Below are 17,014 nucleotides of genomic sequence, written 5' to 3' on the forward strand. Positions count from 1 at the left end.
AATTATGATCACAGTTCACGGGTTGTCAAAAAAATATAGTGGTGTAACCGTTTTAGATATTGAAGAGCTTGATATTCCTAAAGGCCAGGCTTTTGGTCTGGTGGGAAATAACGGCGCAGGAAAAACGACTCTTTTTAGCTGTTTGCTTGATCTAATTCAACCTACGACAGGATATATTGAGAATGGCGGAGTTAAAGTAAATGAAAGTGAAGCGTGGAAAACCCATACGGCTTCATTTATTGATGAAACATTTTCAATAGGCTATCTCACTCCAGAAGAGTATTTCTATTTTATAGGCGAACTTCGTGGTCAAAATAAGGCCGATGTAGACGGATTATTAGCCGGTTTTACCGACTTTTTTAATGACGAAATTCTAAACAAGAAAAAGTATTTGCGGGATCTCTCTAAGGGAAATCAGAAAAAAGTAGGTATCGTAGCTACTTTAATAGGCAATCCAGAAGTTATTGTGCTAGATGAGCCATTTGCAAATCTTGATCCCACAACGCAAATACGCCTAAAAGGGATTATTAAAAAACTAGCAGCAGATTCTGATGTGACGGTTTTGGTTTCAAGTCATGACCTGCAACACGTGACAGAGGTTTGTAAGCGCATTGTAGTTCTTGAAAAAGGTAAAAAGGTAAAAGACATAATGACTTCAGAAGCTACCTTGAGTGAACTTGAGCAGTATTTTAGCAGAGAACAGGAAGTAATTTAAACAATCGCTATCGGGAGATTTTGAAAACCAAATGATAAGCATTCTTAAAAAGTAATGTATTTTTACCCGTTTTCATACTAAAACAGACACTTTTTAGTTGTTAGGTAATAATCATAAAGGTTTGCAAACACATATAAAAAAGCTACTTCCGGTACTGGCATTGTTCATTTTAATTACGGCATGTTCCCGTAAGAACAATACATTCATAAACCGAAATTTCCACGCTGTTACTGCAGAATACAACACGCTGTACAACGGTGAGGTCGCTTTTGAAGAAGGCCGTGATGCTTTAATAAATTCATACGACGATAACTTTTGGGAAATTCTTCCCGTAGAACGTATGGAATCTTTTGAAGAAATTACACTCCCCGGAGCTTCTAAAGATCCCAATTTTGAAAGGGCCGAAGAAAAGGCGATCAAAGCCATACAAAAACACAGTATGGAAATTAATGGCAAAGAGCACAACCCGCAAATGGATGAGGCTTTTATGCTTTTAGGGAAAGCCCGTTATTTTGACCAGCGATTTGTGCGCGCCTTAGAGGCATTTAATTACATCCTTGCCTATTATCCCGCAAGCAACAATATCGCTCAGGCGAAAGTTTGGAAAGCTAAAACCAACATAAGACTTGATAATGATGTTGTTGCTATAGAAAATCTCAAAGAGCTACTTGAAGAGGAAGAACTTGACAAGCAGGATTATGCAGATGCTTCTGCAATGCTTGCCCAGGCTTACATTAATCGCAAAAAGCTTGACAGCGCTGTAATTAGAATCTCAGAAGCGGCAAGTTTCACCCGAAAAAGTGAAGAAAAAGGCCGATTTTTATACCTAAAAGGCCAATTATTTGATGCTCTTGAGAAAAATGATAGTGCAAATCTAGCCTACGATGAGGTCATTGCTCTTAACAGAAAGTCACCACGCCGCTATATGATTAATGCGTATATAGCTAAAGCGAAAAATTTTGACTACGAGAATCAAGACCAAACTCTTTTTTTAGAAATGCTAAAAGACCTGGAAGCAAATAGAGAGAACAGGCCTTATCTTGACCGCATATACAATCAATTAGCTGAATATTATAGAAATATAGGAGAGGGAGATTCTGCCATAGCATATTACAACCGCTCTTTGCGCACAGCTACTCAGGATGAATATTTAACGTCTAAAAATTATCTTAGTCTGGGCGATTTTAACTTTAACAAAGCATCTTATCAATTGGCGGGTGCTTATTACGATAGTACGCTCACTTACCTAAATGATCGCAGCAGAGAACACAGGCGTATCTCAAAAAAGAGAGAGAACTTAAATGAAGTTATTCTATATGAAAGAACAGCTTTACAAAACGATAGTTTGCTTTCGCTTGTAGCGATGACAGATGATGAAAGACGCACTTATTTTCAGGATTATATCAATAAACTAATAGAGAAACGAAAAGAAGATTCTATTGCCGTCGCATCTGGAGCGATTAGAAATAATGAGTTTTTCGTGGCAACGACAACAGACCCACAAGGGTCTAAATTCTACTTTTACAATCCTACTGTAGTGGCTCAGGGTAAATTGCGTTTTGATGCAAGATGGGGCAACAGAGAACTTGCAGATAACTGGAGAATCTCAAGCAATAGGGCAGCTCTTGAAAGAAATACAGCAGGAGTAACAGATACAACAGCGGTGGCCGAAGAGTCGACCACTTATAATCTTGACAAATACATAGAAACGATACCTACAGATACTGCTGTGATTGACAGCATTACCAGAGACCGTAATTATGCTTATTATCAGCTGGGATTGATCTATAAAGAGAAATTTAGAGAGAATGACCTTGCCATAAATAGATTAGAAACCTTGCTGAAAAACGAACCAGAAGACAGGCTGGTGCTTCCTGCTAATTACTATTTATATCAGCTATACAAAGAGAATGGTGACACAGCTAATTCTGCTAAATTTAAAGACAATATTTTAACCAATTATGGCGACAGCAGGTATGCGGCGATAATTAATAATCCTGACACTGTTTTAAGTCGGGATGAGGAGAGTCCGGAAACTTTATATAATAACCTGTATAAGCTTTTTGAGCAGCAAAAGTATGACACGGTAATACAGCAGGCAGGTGTTTATGTAGATCGTTTTGCCGGAGATGAATTTGTGCCAAAATTTGAGCTTTTGAAAGCAACCGCTATAGGAAGGTATGAAGGATTTGAGTCTTTTGAAAAGGCGCTTAATTATGTTGCTCTTACTTACCCCAACGCAGAAGAAGGTAAAAAAGCTCTTAATATGCTAGAAACTGTTATCCCGCAAATACAAAGTAGCGACTTTAGAGATGAAATCAATGTGGTTAAATGGAAATTGATTTATACCTTTCCGTTAACAGAAAGTGAAGAGATCGCCAGTGCTGATGAAAAGATCAAAACCTTTTTAGAAGTGAATTTCTACAGGGATTACACGGCTTCTGTAGATGTTTATGATCCAGAACGCAAACTGCTGGTTGTGCATGGTTTCAATTCACAAGGAGCGGCTTTATCTTTTGCAGAGCGCTTAAAATCTGCCAAGGATTTGAAATGGAATTTTAATGCAGAAACAATAAGTTCAGAAAACTATAGAATTATACAAATACACAAGAATCTGGATGCATACTTAACCCGAGATTCTAATTAACAGCCAGTTATGAAACGAGACCGAAATCTTGAAACAGATCCTAACAACAAGCAAAACCGAATAAGCCAGGGAACAAAAATTGTAGGCAACATCACATCTGAAGGTGGTTTTAGAATTGATGGTATTATAGAAGGTGAGATCAACGCTTCTGGCAAGGTGGTTTTAGGCGCTGCCGGAAAGATAAAGGGAACATTAACCTGTAATGATGCAGATATAGAGGGAACTGTTGATGGTATTTTAAAAGTAAGTAACTTGCTTTCTCTTAAAAGTTCTGCGCATCTTGAGGGCGAAGTAACGACAGGCAAGCTTGCAGTAGAACCGGGTGCGAGGTTTAATGCATCTTGTGTTATGCAGGGAGCTGTAAAGGCATTAGATAAAAATGGAAGAAAAGAAACCGAAAAGTCCGCTTAAGAATTGGGCTGTTTTTACCGGGATTGCATTTCAGATGGGAGCTACAATTTTTGTCTGCGCATGGATAGGTTGTAAACTCGATGAAAAATATGGCGATCCTGAAGGTAAAAACTGGTTCACATTAGGGTTTGTTCTTTTTGGTGTGGCCGCTTCCTTATATCTGGTACTCAAACAGCTTAAGAAATTCAATTAGAAAATTAGATTACATGAATAAAATGTTAAGCCTCTTTTTAGTGGTTTTTGGCGCATTACTTTGCCTGTCATTTATAACTCACGCAGGACTACTAACAAACTTCTTTGATTCTCCCGTACCCCCTGAGATCCTGTTTTCATACAAATTTAATTTTGGGTTTACATTTATGTTTACGCTAACTATTATTTTTCTAAGCAAAAAAGTAGCAGATCAGTTGGGATATATATTTCTTGTTGGGAGTGGTTTAAAACTTGTTCTTTTTCTGATTTTGACCAAAATAAAGGGGTTTTCTGTTGATAAAAGTGTGTTTTTAGATTTCTTCATTCCCTATATAACCTGCCTTACAATCGAGTTATATATAGTGGCTAAAATTTTAAAGAATACAAAACCATCTGAAAACCAATAAATTGTTTTAGTTTTGCAGCCCATTATTTTTGTGCGTGTAAGGGTTTGTCAATTTAATTAAATGCTTACATTTGCACCGAAATTTAGAGACCGAAATTTTATACCGAATGCAGGCATCAAAAATTGCTAAGTTTTTAGTTTTAAGCGTATTGTTTACGCTCTCATTTTCTGTACAAGCACAGGAACACCACGAGGAAAAAGAAGGGTTCAAGAAAGGGGACCCTATTGACACTAAAGAGGAAATTAAAAAATACATAGACCATCACTTGCTGGATTCTTATGATTTTACCTTTTGGTCAGATTCTGAGACAGGCGAGCATATGAGCTTTCCTCTTCCTGTAATTCTTTTTGATAATGGGATGCACGTTTTCTCATCATCAAAATTTCATCATGGGGAAGAAGTGGCTGAGGTAGATGGAAACTATTACAAGATAGAGCACAATAAAATCTATAAGACAGATGCTGCCGGGACTATTACTCATGATGAGGAAGGTCACCCTACAAATGCGCGGCCTCTTGATTTTTCGCTTACAAAAAATGTTGTGATGATCTTCATCACTGCTATTTTTATGTTTTTCCTTTTCAAAGGTCTGGCAACTTCATATACTAAGAAGAAAATCCCAACAGGGTTAAACAGAGCTTTAGAGCCACTTGTGATATATGTGCGTGACGATATCGCGATTCCTAATATAGGTGAGAAGAAGTATAGAAAATATATGGGCTTCCTGCTTACGGTATTTTTCTTTATTTTCATTATTAACCTTTTGGGATTGACTCCTTTGGGTGTAAATGTGACTAATAGTATTTCTGTTACACTTTGTCTTGCATTGATCACCTTTTTTATCGTTCAGTTTAGTGGTAACAAAGATTACTGGAAACACGTTTTCTGGATGCCGGGAGTGCCTATCCCTATGAAAATAATCCTGATGCCTATAGAGGTTCTTGGTCTTTTTATTAAGCCATTTTCTTTGATGATACGACTGTATGCTAACATCACAGCTGGTCACGTTGTAATTATGAGTTTGCTTGGGTTGATATTTATCTTTAAAACCTGGGTTGCAGGACCTGCATTTTTTGGTTTTACATTATTTATTTCAGTTATAGAATTACTAGTAGCATTTCTTCAAGCGTATATATTTACCTTGTTGAGCGCTCTTTATATAGGTAGTGCGGTAGAAGAGCACGACCATCATGAAGGGGTTGATGATGAGATCCCAATCGTGTAAATTAAACATTAAACAATTTTAATTTTAAATAACTCAATATGGAAAGTTTAGATTTGAGCATGGTAGGTGCTGGTTTAATTGTTATCGGTGCAGGTATTGGTCTTGGTAAGATTGGTGGTTCTGCTATGGAAGCTATCGCGCGTCAGCCTGAAGCTACTGGTAAAATCCAGACTGCGATGATTATCATCGCTGCACTACTTGAAGGTGTTGCTTTTGCTGCTTTATTTGCTGCATAACAAACATTATAAAAACAGCCTCCCGTAACGGTTGGTTGCGGGAACTGTTTTTAATTTAAAATTAAAAGGATTATAATAAAACATGGAAAAGTTAATTAACGATTTCTCATACGGGTTGTTTTTCTGGCAGGCATTAGTGTTCTTAACACTTCTGTTCTTGTTGCGTAAATTTGCCTGGAAACCAGTACTTAATTCCTTGAATAGCCGGGAAGAGGGTATAAAAAATGCTTTAGAATCTGCAGAAAATGCAAAGAAGGAAATGGAAAACCTTCAGGCAGATAACAAAAAGCTTCTTCAGGAGGCTCGTGCAGAGCGTGAGTCTATGCTAAAAGATGCTCGCGCAATTAGAGAGCAAATGATTGCAGAGGCAGAAACTGATGCTAAGCTTAAAGCAAATAAAATGATCGCTCAGGCGCAGGAGGCTATTGAAGCTGAAAAACGTGCTGCGGTAGCAGATCTAAAGAATCAGGTTGCAGAGCTTTCTATTGAAATCGCAGAAAAAGTTGTAAAAAGCGAGCTTTCAGATAAAAGTAAGCAGTTACAGCTGGTTGATTCAATGTTACAAGACGCAACTCTTAACTAAAAAAGAAATTCATGTCTAAAAGAGCAGCATTACGATATGCAAAGGCGGTTCTAGATCAGGCTCGTGAAACGGGTAATACTGAAAAGGTTTATAATGACATGACTAAAATAGAAGCTACTATTTCATCAAATAAGGAGCTTCGCAATTTTCTGAATAGTCCTATTATAAAAAATGAGGATAAGCGTTCTGCTTTACGTCAGGTTTTTAGTGATTCTTCAGAGGCGACATTTAGTCTGATTGATATACTTATTAGCAATAATAGAGCTAGCATCTTAAATGATGTTGCTGTATCATTTTTGAGCTTATACAATGAAGCTAATGGTGTTGTGACTGCAGAAGTTACAACAGCTGTAGAAATGGATGCTGAACTTGAGCAGAAGATTTCAAATAAGGTAAAAAGTATTACCGGAAGCGATAAGGTAAATATAGCTCACATCATTGATGCAGACATTATAGGTGGTTTCATCTTAAAAGTGGGCGATGTGCAATATGATGCCAGTATCGCAAACAAGTTAGACAAAGTAAAAAAAGAATTTAGCAAACGTTTATAATTACAACTAGACCAGAGTTAATCCTTCGGTTTAAAAACTTATATATCAAATAAAATGGCAGAAGTTAAACCAGCAGAAGTTTCAGCAATATTAAAGAAACAGCTTACCGGTTTTGAAGCGACAGCTTCATTAGATGAGGTAGGAACGGTACTCACTGTAGGTGATGGTATCGCCCGAGTTTATGGACTTTCTAATGCTCAGTACGGCGAACTTGTAGAGTTTGAAGGTGGACTAGAGGGAATTGTTCTTAACCTTGAAGAAGATAATGTAGGTGTTGTATTGTTGGGACCTTCTAAAGAAATAGGAGAAGGATCTACTGTAAAACGTACACAACGTATTGCCTCTATACAAGTAGGAGAAGGTATTACAGGTCGTGTTGTAAACACACTAGGTCTTCCTATTGATGGTAAAGGTGCTATAGAAGGTGTGACTTATGAAATGCCACTAGAGCGTAAGGCTCCTGGTGTTATTTATCGCCAGCCGGTAAATGAGCCGCTTCAAACAGGTATCAAATCAATTGATGCGATGATCCCTGTAGGTCGTGGACAAAGAGAATTAGTTATTGGTGACCGTCAAACAGGTAAAACAACCGTTTGTATCGATACTATTCTTAATCAAAAAGAATTCTACGATGCCGGTAAGCCGGTATATTGTATATATGTTGCTATTGGGCAAAAAGCTTCTACTGTTGCAGGTATAGCAAAGGTTCTTGAAGAAAAAGGAGCTTTAGCTTATACTACGATTGTAGCTGCTAATGCATCAGATCCTGCTCCTATGCAGGTTTATGCGCCATTTGCCGGTGCTGCAATTGGTGAGTATTTTAGAGATACTGGTCGTCCTGCTTTAATAGTGTATGATGATCTTTCTAAGCAAGCTGTTGCTTATCGTGAGGTATCACTTTTACTTCGTCGCCCACCAGGTCGTGAAGCATATCCTGGTGACGTTTTCTTCTTACACTCAAGATTACTTGAGCGTGCTGCAAAAGTTATTGCAGATGATGAGATCGCAAAAAACATGAATGACCTTCCAGATAGCTTAAAACCTATCGTGAAAGGTGGAGGTTCTTTAACAGCTTTGCCTATTATTGAAACACAAGCGGGTGACGTTTCTGCATATATCCCTACTAACGTAATTTCTATTACAGACGGGCAGATTTTCTTAGATGGTGATTTGTTTAACTCTGGGGTACGTCCCGCAATTAACGTAGGTATTTCTGTATCACGTGTTGGGGGTTCTGCACAGATTAAGTCAATGAAAAAAGTTGCGGGGACTTTAAAATTAGACCAGGCAGCCTTCCGTGAACTAGAAGCATTTGCTAAGTTTGGTTCAGACCTTGATGCTGCTACATTAAGTGTAATTGAGAAAGGTAAACGTAACGTTGAGATTCTTAAGCAGGCAGAAAATACACCCTACACGGTAGAAGATCAGATCGCAATTATATATGCGGGATCTAAAAACCTTTTACGTAGTGTTCCTGTAAATAAAGTAAAAGAATTTGAAAGAGATTATCTTGAGTTTCTTAATGCAAAGCACAGAGATGTGTTAGACACATTAAAAGCAGGAAAACTTACAGATGAAGTTACAGACACGTTAACTGCTGTAGCTAAAGATCTTTCAGCTAAGTATAAGTAAGTATTGAATTTTTAACGAGCTAATTACTCATTTCAATACTTAATACTAAACAAGAATGGCAAATTTAAAAGAAATACGAAATAGGATTTCATCAGTATCATCAACGATGCAGATCACCAGTGCTATGAAAATGGTATCTGCTGCAAAGTTGAAAAAGGCTCAGGATGCGATTACCGCTATGCGCCCTTATTCTGATAAATTGACCGAATTACTTCAAAGCTTGAGTGCCTCATTAGAGGGTGATAGTGGCAGCAAATTTGCCGAAAACCGTGAGGTGAAAAAAGTTCTTGTCGTAGCTATTTCATCTAATCGTGGCCTTGCAGGAGCATTCAATTCTAATATTGTTAAGGAAGCTAAATTAATTGCAAACAGCGTTTACGCAGATAAAGAGGTTCACTTTCTTACGATAGGTAAAAAAGCTAATGATATTCTTAAAAAGAGTAATACTATCGTTCAAAACGAAAATAGTATTTACGACGATCTAAGCTTTGAAAATGTTGAGACTGTAGCCGAAAAGGTGATGGATCTTTTCCTTAAAGGAGAATATGACAGAGTTGAACTTATCTACAATAAGTTTAAGAATGCTGCCACACAAATAGTAACAAGAGAGCAGTTTTTGCCTATTAAACCTTTAGTTGCTGAAGGAGAAGAGGTAGAAAATGTAGCCTTAGATTATATTTTTGAGCCTTCTAAAGAGGAGATCGTAAAGCAACTTATACCTAAAGCTTTAAAGACTCAATTGTTTAAAGGCATTAGAGATTCTGTAGCCAGTGAGCATGGTGCGCGTATGACTGCTATGCACAAAGCAACAGATAACGCTACTGATTTGAGAAATCAATTGAAGCTTACTTATAACAAAGCTCGTCAGGCTGCAATTACTAATGAAATATTAGAAATTGTAGGTGGTGCAGAAGCATTGAATAATTAAGATAAATGCAAATTATAGATTAAGCCTGCGATATTTATCGCAGGCTTTTTTATTTGTACTTTCTGCATAAATCAAGGAAAGGTCATACTTTGTTAGCGCATTTAATTTGGCTACTTTTACCCCCTAAAAACCTACTTTTTGAGCGTAATTAAGCGTTTTGTTCAGGATACTGCAGTTTATGGCCTCGCCACCGTCTTGCCTCGGGTAATGAGCATAATACTAGTAGGTCTTCACACAGATATTTTACAAACTGAAGGCTACGCAGAAAACACCTCCTTTTACATAGGAGCGGCTTTTTTAAATGTGCTGCTCACATTGGGTATGGAAACGGCTTTTTTCAGGTTCTTTGCTAAATCACATCATAAAGAACGTGTGTATAGTACCGTTCTTCTCGCTCTGTCTGCATCTGCTGTATTGTTTTTTATTGTCATTTGGCTGGTTAAAAACCCGGTTTCTGAGGCCTTAGAGTTGCCCGCCCAATATATGGGTTACTTAATTGGGGTTACAGTGCTTGACACGCTTGTGGTTGCTCCGTTCGCATATCTGCGCGCACGTGGTAAAGCGTTGCGTTTTGCAGGTGTTAAGATGATAAGTTTAGCGATCTATGTAATTCTGAACTTCTTTTTTCTTTGGGCTATTCCCTACTTTAATTTGACGTTTTCATGGTACGATGAAAGTTCATTATTGCAATATATTTTTATAGCCAATTTAGCAGCCAGCGCAGCTACTTTTATGCTTATTTTACCCGATTTTTTTAAGATTAAACTGGTTTTTGATAAGGTGGTTTTTAGTCAGCTCTGGCAATATGGTTGGCCTATTATGGTAGCTGGTGTGGCTTTCGTTATAAACGAAAACCTAGACAAGTTACTTATTGGCAATCTACTCGACAAGGATACAATGGGAGCTTATTCGGGTTGTTATAAGTTAGCGGTGTTCATGACAATTTTTATACAAGCTTTTAGACTAGGCGCAGAGCCATTCTTCTTCAATCATTCTAAAGAAAAAAACGCGACTTCAACGTATTCTCTTATTCTCAAGTATTTTGTAATTGCTGGTGCCGCGGGACTATTGGTCGTTATATTCTATATTGACTTTTTTAAAGAGATTCTCATAAGAGATCCTTCGTATTGGAAGGCGATTGGGATTGTTCCCATTGTTCTTCTCGCTAACTTGTGTCTGGGTATTTACCACAATCTGGCTATCTGGTATAAACTAACAGACAGGACGCACTACGGAATGTATTTTTCACTTATAGGTGCGGGAATAACAATTTTGCTCAATGTACTTCTTATCCCTGTATTAGGTTTTATGGCCGCAGCCTATGCTACACTAGCAGCGTATGGCGGTATGATGGTGATTTCTTATATCTATGGGCAGAAATATTACAAAGTTCCTTATGATCTCAAAAGGCTGGCGCTGTATTTAGGAGTCTCTGTACTTTTTGGTGGCTTGTCTTTCTATGTTTTCAGAGAAAATTATCTGCTAAGTAGTATCTTGCTTTTATTGTTTGGCAGCCTTGTTTTTGTGCTGGAAGGAAAAGAATTAAAACGTTTATTAATCAGGAATAATTAGAATAATCTCTCGTTGTATATAAAGACTTAAAGCATGAAAATTAATATTATAAATAAATCTGCACATGCCTTACCTAATTATGAGACTGGCGCCTCTGCAGGAATGGATCTTAGAGCAAATACAGAAACTCCCATTGTTTTAAAACCTCTTGAGAGAGCAATAGTGCCCACAGGTCTTTTTCTTGAATTGCCTATAGGTATAGAAGCTCAGGTAAGACCCAGAAGCGGTCTGGCAGCTAAAAAAGGAATTACTGTACTCAATGCTCCCGGAACCATAGATGCAGATTACAGGGGTGAAGTTGGTGTGATTTTAGTCAATCTTTCTCAGGATGATTTTACAATAGAGCCGGGCGAACGTATTGCTCAAATGGTAATTGCAAAACATGAGCGTGCAGAATGGGAAGAAGTAGAGATTTTAACTGAAACTGCTCGAGGCGCCGGAGGTTTTGGTAGTACTGGAGTAAAGTAGAGTCTATGCATAGAATTATACTTTTTTTGTTTTGTGGGTCTTTTGCATTTCAAATGAGTGCTCAGGATGATGACTTTGATGCGGTCGTTACAAATGCGTGTTCTTGTTTAGATGAAGTTAGTTTGTCACTAGAGAGAAACGAGCGTTATGACGAGATTAAAAATTGTATTCAAACTGCGAGCATTTCAGAACAATTGAATCAATCGCTTATGGGTGCGTTAGAAACTGTAAAAGATACCCTAAGCAAAAATCCAGATCAGGATTCTATAAAGCTTGAGACAAATAATAATATTCTTATTAATACCGATAAAGATTATAAGGAAATTCAACAAGAACTTCTTTCCAACTGCCCAAGAATGAAGTTGCTGCTGGACAACGAAGAAAACACGAGTGATCTATCAGATTCAGAAAAGGCCAAAGAGTTCTATGACAAGGGACAGGAATTTTTTAGAAATGAGAATTTTGAAGAGGCTGTCGTTGCGTTTAAAGAAGCTACAAAAAAGGATAAGAATTTCGCTTTTGCGTGGGACATGCTGGGTTACAGTTACAGAAAACTAGATCATTATGAAGATGCAATAAAGGCATATAATAAATCACTTGCAATAGAACCTTCGGGCAGGATGCCACTTCAAAATAAAGCTCTGGCCTATTTGCTAATGGGTGATCGGGATAAAGCAATTGAAGCCTACAATGCTTTTTCAGAAAATTACCCGGATGATCCTGAAGGTTATTACGGCAGTGCTCGTGTTTACGCAGAAAAAGAGGACTTAGAAAATGCTCTTGACCATATGATGCATGCGCTTGTATTGTATAATAAGCAAGGTTCACCATATGCTCGCGATGCTGAAGCAAACCTGGTTCAATACTATAGCTTTTTAGAGGCTAATGATAACTTGGCTTTGTTTGAGAAGGTCGCAGAAAAATATAACATCAAATTTAATTAGTCACCTAATAATCCATAGTCAGCGAAGTTTTTATAGTTTGTGAAGTCTTCTTGAATATGGTAAAAGGGGGTAAAGAATATATAAATGAAAATAATTGTACCTATGGCCGGTCGTGGTTCAAGACTACGTCCTCATACTTTAACAACACCTAAACCTTTAATCCCGATAGCAGGAAAACCTATTGTACATCGCCTTGTGCAGGATATAGCAAAAGTGCTTGATGAGCCTTTAGAAGAAATCGCATTTGTAATTGCCAGTGATTTTGGTACAGAGGTAGAAGAGAGTTTAAAAGCAATAGCCACTTCATTGGGAGCAAAAGGCAGTATTTATTATCAGGATAAGCCATTGGGTACAGGTCATGCGATCATGTGTGCTAAAGAATCTCTAAGTGGACCATGTGTAATCGCTTATGCAGACACACTGTTTAGAGCAGATTTTGCTTTAGACAAAGATGCAGATAGCGTTATATGGGTGAAACAAGTAGAAAATCCTAATGCCTACGGAGTTGTTTCATTAAATGAAAAAAACCAGATCACGGGGCTTGTTGAGAAACCATCAGAATTTGTTTCAGACCTGGCTGTGATAGGTATTTACTACTTTAAAGATGCTGCAATTCTTAAGAATGAATTACAGGCTGTGCTTGACGCAAAACTTATGCATGGCGGCGAGTATCAAATAAACGATGGTATAAAACAAATGCAGGCAAAGGGCTACGTATTTGTACCCGGCCAGATAGATGAGTGGATGGATTGCGGCAATAAAGCAGTTACTGTTGAAACTAACAGCCGCATGCTTAATTTTCTACAGGCCGAAGGGGAAAAACTTGTTGCTTCTTCAGCTCAACTTGAGAACGCCTCTATTATTCCGCCGTGTTACATAGGCGAGAATGCTGTGATCAGGAATTCAACCGTGGGGCCCAATGTTTCTGTAGGTGATGGGACTGTGATAGAAGATGCTACCGTAGAAGATAGTTTGATACAAACATTCAGTTTTGTGAAGAACGCCAAATTAAAAAATGCCATGATAGGTAATTATGCTAAATATGATGGTGATTTTACCGAAATTAGTATAGGTGATTATTCTGTTTTAGAATAAACAAAAGAGAAATGAGATTGGTCTTCAACATAATATTTTTCATTGCAGTTACGCTGTCTTCTTTCGCGATAAGCGCACAGGAAGAAACTGTATCTGGTGAAGTAAATGTTGACGATCTGGGCAATGTGACAGATGAGTTTCAGGAATCTTTTTTTGAAGCGCTTAAACAAAAGGGAATTGAGAATTACGACCGCGCGATCACTGCTCTTGATAAATGTATTGCGCTTAAACCAGATGAAGCGATCCTGTATTTTGAAAAGGGCAAAAATTTGGCTCTTGATGGTCAACCGGAAGAAGCAGCTATAAATTATGAGAAAGCTCTTTCTCTTAAGCCCATGCAGCGGGATATTTTAGAAAGTCTCTATGAGGTTTACTATGCGCAACAGGATTTTGACAAAGCGATAGGTGTACTTAAAAAACTTTCTACGTTTGACATTCAGTATAAAGAAGATCTGGCAAGGATTTATGTGCGTTTAAAAGATTTTGACAAAGCCACCGCGCTTCTTGATGAGCTTGATAAAAGGCTGGGTGTAGATATTTACAGAGATCAGATACGTAGGCAAATTTTCGCTTTAAGCGATGATGAGCAAAAAGAAGAAACCATAGAGCAGCGCATAGAAGAAGATCCAGATTCTGAACAGAATTACCTTAATTTAATTTATGTGTATAGCGAGCAGGGAGAAACTCAAAAAGCGTATGAAACAGCACAAAAACTGCTTAAAATCAACCCAAAATCAGAAGTAGTACATCTTGCATTGTATAAATATTATCTGGAGAAAGGTGATATAGATAATGCTGTTAATTCAATGCATAAAGTTTTTAAAAGTGCCACAATTGATGCCAAAGGAAAACACGCTGTATTGAACGATTTTCTCATTTTTGTAAGTAAAAATCAGGAATATCAACCCGAGCTTGATGATGCGATACAGCTTTTCTCGCAAGAGGAGAATGTAGATCTTAATGAAGAGTTAGGCAATTATTACATACAAAGACAGGATAAAGTAAAGGCTCTTGAATATTATGAGGCGGCTTATGACAATGAAAAGGAGAATGTCAACGTTTTAAAAAGCCTTATCGTTTTAAGGCTTGATAACGCCAAGTTTAAAGAAACTATAGAACTAGGTAAAGAAGCGCTTGAGTTATACCCGGCACAACCCGTTTTTTATCTAATTCTGGGTGTGGCGCAATTAAACCTGGCACAGTATGATGATGCGATAGAAAATCTTGAGGCCGGTGTAGATTATGTAATTGATGATCCCAAAATGGAGGCAGATTTTTATAATCAACTTACAATAGCTTACGAAAAAACAGGAGATGGCATAAAAGCTGCAGCATACCGCAAAAAAGCAAATGCATTAACTCAATAATATGAAGCACATAAGAATTGTTGTTATTCTATTTTTCACGATTTCACTTATAGGTTGTAAGTCATCAAAGGGAGTGGTAAAAGGCACTGAAAACCTATCTGCTTCCCGCATTATTAAGTCACATTACAATAGCCATGTAGATTTTGAAACCCTGGCAGCTAGACTTCGCGTAAATTATAAAGACGACGACACTAACCAGAATGTCACAGTAAGCTTACGCCTAGAAAAGGATAAAACGATCTGGATGAGCGCTTCATTACTAGGTATTTCTTTAGCTAAAGCGAAAATCACGCCATCACAAATACAGTATTATTCAAAGATCGATCAGACTTATTTTGATGGTGATTTCAGGTTCATAAGTGAGCTTATAGGCACAGAACTTACTTTTGATCAACTGCAGTCTGTGCTACTGGCAGAGCCGCTCTACGATCTCAAATCAGGAAACTACAATGCTGTTGCGGGAGCACAGAACTATCTCGTAGTGCCTAAAAAGCAGGAAAAACTATTTAACCTGTTTTTCTATATTAATCCCGGTCAGTTTACGCTTCAGCAACAACGTTTAGCTCAGGATGATGATGAAAGAGTTCTCACAATTTCATACGCAGATTATGAAGCTGAAAAAAACGGCTTTTTTCCGGGTAAAATCGGCTTGAGAGCACAAGAAAATGACAAGACTACAGAGATAAACATAGAATATCGCAGTTTAGAGTTTGACGAGCCTGTAAGCTTTCCGTTTTCTATTCCAGAAGGTTATAAAGAGATAAAACTTTGAGCAACAGTCTAAAAAAATCCATTAAAATCTTTGCCAGTATCCTCCTTTTATTAGGAGGTAATTTGCTATTTGCTCAATCTGATAAACAGCAACAACTCGAGCAGCAACGCAGAGATTTGCTTAATCAAATTGCACAGATCAATAAACTGCGGCAGAGTAATAAAAAGCAGGAAATTAATATCTTAAATCAGGTAGAAGATCTTGACCAAAAGATAAAAGTAAGAGAAAATCTTATTCGGGTTACAAACCGACAGGCTAATTTACTAACGCGTGAGATAAATACAAACATCAATAAGATAAGTACGCTACGCGATGAGCTGCAACAGCTTAAAGAAGATTATGCCCAGATGATAAGAAAGTCTTACAAAAGCAAAAGCAGCCAGAGCAGGATTATGTTTTTGTTATCATCAGAGAACTTTCTGCAAGCATACAAGCGCGTGAAGTACATGAAGCAGTATAGCAATTACAGGCATAAGCAAGGCGAGCAGATAAAAGACAGAACAGCTTTATTACAAGAGACCAATCAAAAACTTGTAGAACAGAAAAAAGAAAAGGAACAACTTATTGTTCAAAATACTGAGGAGCAGGCAAAGCTACGGGAAGAAAAGAAACAGCAGGATGGTCTCATTGCTACGATACGCAAAAAAGAAAGCTCTTACGCTACTCAAATACGCGACAAACAGCGCGCAGCAGATCGTATTGATAAAGAGATAGACCGTATTATTCGTGAAGCAATTGCGGCATCAAATAAAGAAACCAGCACTACTAAAACCACAGGCGGAAGTACAACAACTTTTGCACTTACTCCAGAGGCAAAAGCGCTGGCTAATGATTTTGTTTCAAACAAGGGTAAATTACCATGGCCCGTTGAAACTGGGAGAGTATATAAAAAGTTTGGAACTTCACGCCACCCTACGCTGCCCAATATTACAACATACAATAGCGGTGTTGAGATTGAGACACAGCCAGGCAGTATGGCACGTGCTGCTTTTAAAGGAACGGTTTTTAAAATTCAGGGCTTGCCCGGGGCTAATAAGGCGGTGTATGTGCGTCATGGTAATTACATCACAGTTTACCAAAACCTGAAAAACCTTAAAGTTCACGTTAATCAACAGGTTACAGAGAAGCAGGAATTAGGTGAGATAGCAGAAAATTCTTTTAACGGAAAGACGATTTTAAAGTTCCTGGTATACAAAGATTCAGATCGGCAAAACCCAGCTGACTGGGTTTACAACATGTAGATTGATTTTTCGCATCAAATTGTAGATT

Annotated in this window: 18 protein-coding genes; all 18 read left to right on the top strand. The window is 37.8% G+C overall.

Features of this window, described 5'->3' with window-relative positions:
* The first annotated feature begins 4 nt into the window (after nucleotides 1–4).
* The 18 genes from ACH3PA_RS07555 to ACH3PA_RS07640 all read left to right on the top strand — a co-directional run bounded on the left by ACH3PA_RS07555 (nucleotide 5) and on the right by ACH3PA_RS07640 (nucleotide 16,986).
* Entirely contained in the window at nucleotides 5–715 is a 711-nt protein-coding gene (locus tag ACH3PA_RS07555) for an ABC transporter ATP-binding protein (protein WP_416445569.1), read from the top strand.
* 121 nt (nucleotides 716–836) lie between these two features.
* On the top strand, nucleotides 837–3,362 hold the full coding sequence (locus ACH3PA_RS07560; protein ID WP_416445567.1) for a tetratricopeptide repeat protein: 2,526 nt from the start codon (nucleotides 837–839) through the stop codon (nucleotides 3,360–3,362).
* Between the two features lie 9 nt (nucleotides 3,363–3,371).
* Nucleotides 3,372–3,773 carry a bactofilin family protein gene (locus ACH3PA_RS07565; RefSeq protein ID WP_416445565.1) on the top strand — a complete coding sequence of 134 codons (402 nt, stop codon included), beginning with the start codon at nucleotides 3,372–3,374 and terminating at the stop codon, nucleotides 3,771–3,773.
* Entirely contained in the window at nucleotides 3,742–3,966 is a 225-nt protein-coding gene (locus ACH3PA_RS07570) for an AtpZ/AtpI family protein (RefSeq protein WP_416445563.1), read from the top strand. Before ACH3PA_RS07565 ends, ACH3PA_RS07570 begins: the two co-directional genes overlap by 32 nt.
* 13 nt (nucleotides 3,967–3,979) lie before the next feature.
* Nucleotides 3,980–4,372: a DUF6168 family protein gene (locus ACH3PA_RS07575; RefSeq protein ID WP_416445561.1), complete on the top strand. Its 393-nt coding sequence runs from the start codon at nucleotides 3,980–3,982 to the stop codon at nucleotides 4,370–4,372.
* 106 nt (nucleotides 4,373–4,478) lie between these two features.
* Entirely contained in the window at nucleotides 4,479–5,597 is a 1,119-nt protein-coding gene (atpB, locus tag ACH3PA_RS07580) for a F0F1 ATP synthase subunit A (RefSeq protein ID WP_416445559.1), read from the top strand.
* 38 nt (nucleotides 5,598–5,635) lie between these two features.
* Nucleotides 5,636–5,833, top strand: coding sequence for an ATP synthase F0 subunit C (gene atpE / locus ACH3PA_RS07585; RefSeq protein WP_416445557.1), 198 nt, complete (start codon nucleotides 5,636–5,638; stop codon nucleotides 5,831–5,833).
* Nucleotides 5,834–5,915: 82 nt separating this feature from the next.
* Nucleotides 5,916–6,416, top strand: a complete 501-nt coding sequence (locus tag ACH3PA_RS07590; RefSeq protein WP_416445555.1) for a F0F1 ATP synthase subunit B — start codon at nucleotides 5,916–5,918, stop codon at nucleotides 6,414–6,416.
* A gap of 11 nt (nucleotides 6,417–6,427) precedes the next feature.
* Nucleotides 6,428–6,967, top strand: a complete 540-nt coding sequence (gene atpH, locus ACH3PA_RS07595; protein WP_416445553.1) for an ATP synthase F1 subunit delta — start codon at nucleotides 6,428–6,430, stop codon at nucleotides 6,965–6,967.
* Nucleotides 6,968–7,021: 54 nt separating this feature from the next.
* Nucleotides 7,022–8,599 carry a F0F1 ATP synthase subunit alpha gene (gene atpA / locus ACH3PA_RS07600; protein ID WP_416445551.1) on the top strand — a complete coding sequence of 526 codons (1,578 nt, stop codon included), beginning with the start codon at nucleotides 7,022–7,024 and terminating at the stop codon, nucleotides 8,597–8,599.
* A 55-nt stretch (nucleotides 8,600–8,654) separates the two neighbouring features.
* Nucleotides 8,655–9,527: an ATP synthase F1 subunit gamma gene (gene atpG / locus ACH3PA_RS07605; protein WP_416445549.1), complete on the top strand. Its 873-nt coding sequence runs from the start codon at nucleotides 8,655–8,657 to the stop codon at nucleotides 9,525–9,527.
* 138 nt (nucleotides 9,528–9,665) lie between these two features.
* Nucleotides 9,666–11,099: a lipopolysaccharide biosynthesis protein gene (locus ACH3PA_RS07610; protein WP_416445547.1), complete on the top strand. Its 1,434-nt coding sequence runs from the start codon at nucleotides 9,666–9,668 to the stop codon at nucleotides 11,097–11,099.
* 33 nt (nucleotides 11,100–11,132) lie between these two features.
* Nucleotides 11,133–11,567 (top strand): dUTP diphosphatase, encoded by a 435-nt coding sequence (dut, locus tag ACH3PA_RS07615; RefSeq protein WP_416445545.1) that lies wholly within the window; start codon nucleotides 11,133–11,135, stop codon nucleotides 11,565–11,567.
* Between the two features lie 5 nt (nucleotides 11,568–11,572).
* A complete protein-coding gene (locus ACH3PA_RS07620) occupies nucleotides 11,573–12,511 on the top strand; it encodes a tetratricopeptide repeat protein (protein ID WP_416445543.1) in 939 nt (312 codons plus the stop codon).
* An 84-nt stretch (nucleotides 12,512–12,595) separates the two neighbouring features.
* Nucleotides 12,596–13,606 (top strand): sugar phosphate nucleotidyltransferase, encoded by a 1,011-nt coding sequence (locus ACH3PA_RS07625; RefSeq protein ID WP_416445541.1) that lies wholly within the window; start codon nucleotides 12,596–12,598, stop codon nucleotides 13,604–13,606.
* 11 nt (nucleotides 13,607–13,617) lie between these two features.
* Nucleotides 13,618–14,973 (top strand): tetratricopeptide repeat protein, encoded by a 1,356-nt coding sequence (locus tag ACH3PA_RS07630; protein ID WP_416445539.1) that lies wholly within the window; start codon nucleotides 13,618–13,620, stop codon nucleotides 14,971–14,973.
* A 1-nt stretch (nucleotide 14,974) separates the two neighbouring features.
* Nucleotides 14,975–15,745 carry a DUF4292 domain-containing protein gene (locus ACH3PA_RS07635; protein WP_416445537.1) on the top strand — a complete coding sequence of 257 codons (771 nt, stop codon included), beginning with the start codon at nucleotides 14,975–14,977 and terminating at the stop codon, nucleotides 15,743–15,745.
* Nucleotides 15,742–16,986, top strand: a complete 1,245-nt coding sequence (locus ACH3PA_RS07640; protein WP_416445535.1) for a murein hydrolase activator EnvC family protein — start codon at nucleotides 15,742–15,744, stop codon at nucleotides 16,984–16,986. Before ACH3PA_RS07635 ends, ACH3PA_RS07640 begins: the two co-directional genes overlap by 4 nt.
* Nucleotides 16,987–17,014: the final 28 nt, after the last annotated feature.

Origin of the sequence: Leeuwenhoekiella sp. A2 (assembly GCF_047946655.1) — a bacterium.
Classification (GTDB): Bacteria; Bacteroidota; Bacteroidia; order Flavobacteriales; family Flavobacteriaceae; genus Leeuwenhoekiella.

Excerpts from the sequence above, each read along its gene's own strand:
- ACH3PA_RS07625 (WP_416445541.1), top strand. The coding sequence starts at position 12,596 with ATGAAAATAATTGTACCTATGGCCGGTCGTGGTTCAAGACTACGTCCT.
- atpH (WP_416445553.1), top strand. The coding sequence starts at position 6,428 with ATGTCTAAAAGAGCAGCATTACGATATGCAAAGGCGGTTCTAGATCAG.
- ACH3PA_RS07620 (WP_416445543.1), top strand. The coding sequence starts at position 11,573 with ATGCATAGAATTATACTTTTTTTGTTTTGTGGGTCTTTTGCATTTCAA.
- atpE (WP_416445557.1), top strand. The coding sequence starts at position 5,636 with ATGGAAAGTTTAGATTTGAGCATGGTAGGTGCTGGTTTAATTGTTATC.
- ACH3PA_RS07565 (WP_416445565.1), top strand. The coding sequence starts at position 3,372 with ATGAAACGAGACCGAAATCTTGAAACAGATCCTAACAACAAGCAAAAC.
- ACH3PA_RS07570 (WP_416445563.1), top strand. The coding sequence starts at position 3,742 with ATGGAAGAAAAGAAACCGAAAAGTCCGCTTAAGAATTGGGCTGTTTTT.
- ACH3PA_RS07555 (WP_416445569.1), top strand. The coding sequence starts at position 5 with ATGATCACAGTTCACGGGTTGTCAAAAAAATATAGTGGTGTAACCGTT.
- ACH3PA_RS07635 (WP_416445537.1), top strand. The coding sequence starts at position 14,975 with ATGAAGCACATAAGAATTGTTGTTATTCTATTTTTCACGATTTCACTT.
- atpA (WP_416445551.1), top strand. The coding sequence starts at position 7,022 with ATGGCAGAAGTTAAACCAGCAGAAGTTTCAGCAATATTAAAGAAACAG.
- ACH3PA_RS07630 (WP_416445539.1), top strand. The coding sequence starts at position 13,618 with ATGAGATTGGTCTTCAACATAATATTTTTCATTGCAGTTACGCTGTCT.
- ACH3PA_RS07590 (WP_416445555.1), top strand. The coding sequence starts at position 5,916 with ATGGAAAAGTTAATTAACGATTTCTCATACGGGTTGTTTTTCTGGCAG.
- atpB (WP_416445559.1), top strand. The coding sequence starts at position 4,479 with ATGCAGGCATCAAAAATTGCTAAGTTTTTAGTTTTAAGCGTATTGTTT.
- atpG (WP_416445549.1), top strand. The coding sequence starts at position 8,655 with ATGGCAAATTTAAAAGAAATACGAAATAGGATTTCATCAGTATCATCA.
- ACH3PA_RS07575 (WP_416445561.1), top strand. The coding sequence starts at position 3,980 with ATGAATAAAATGTTAAGCCTCTTTTTAGTGGTTTTTGGCGCATTACTT.
- dut (WP_416445545.1), top strand. The coding sequence starts at position 11,133 with ATGAAAATTAATATTATAAATAAATCTGCACATGCCTTACCTAATTAT.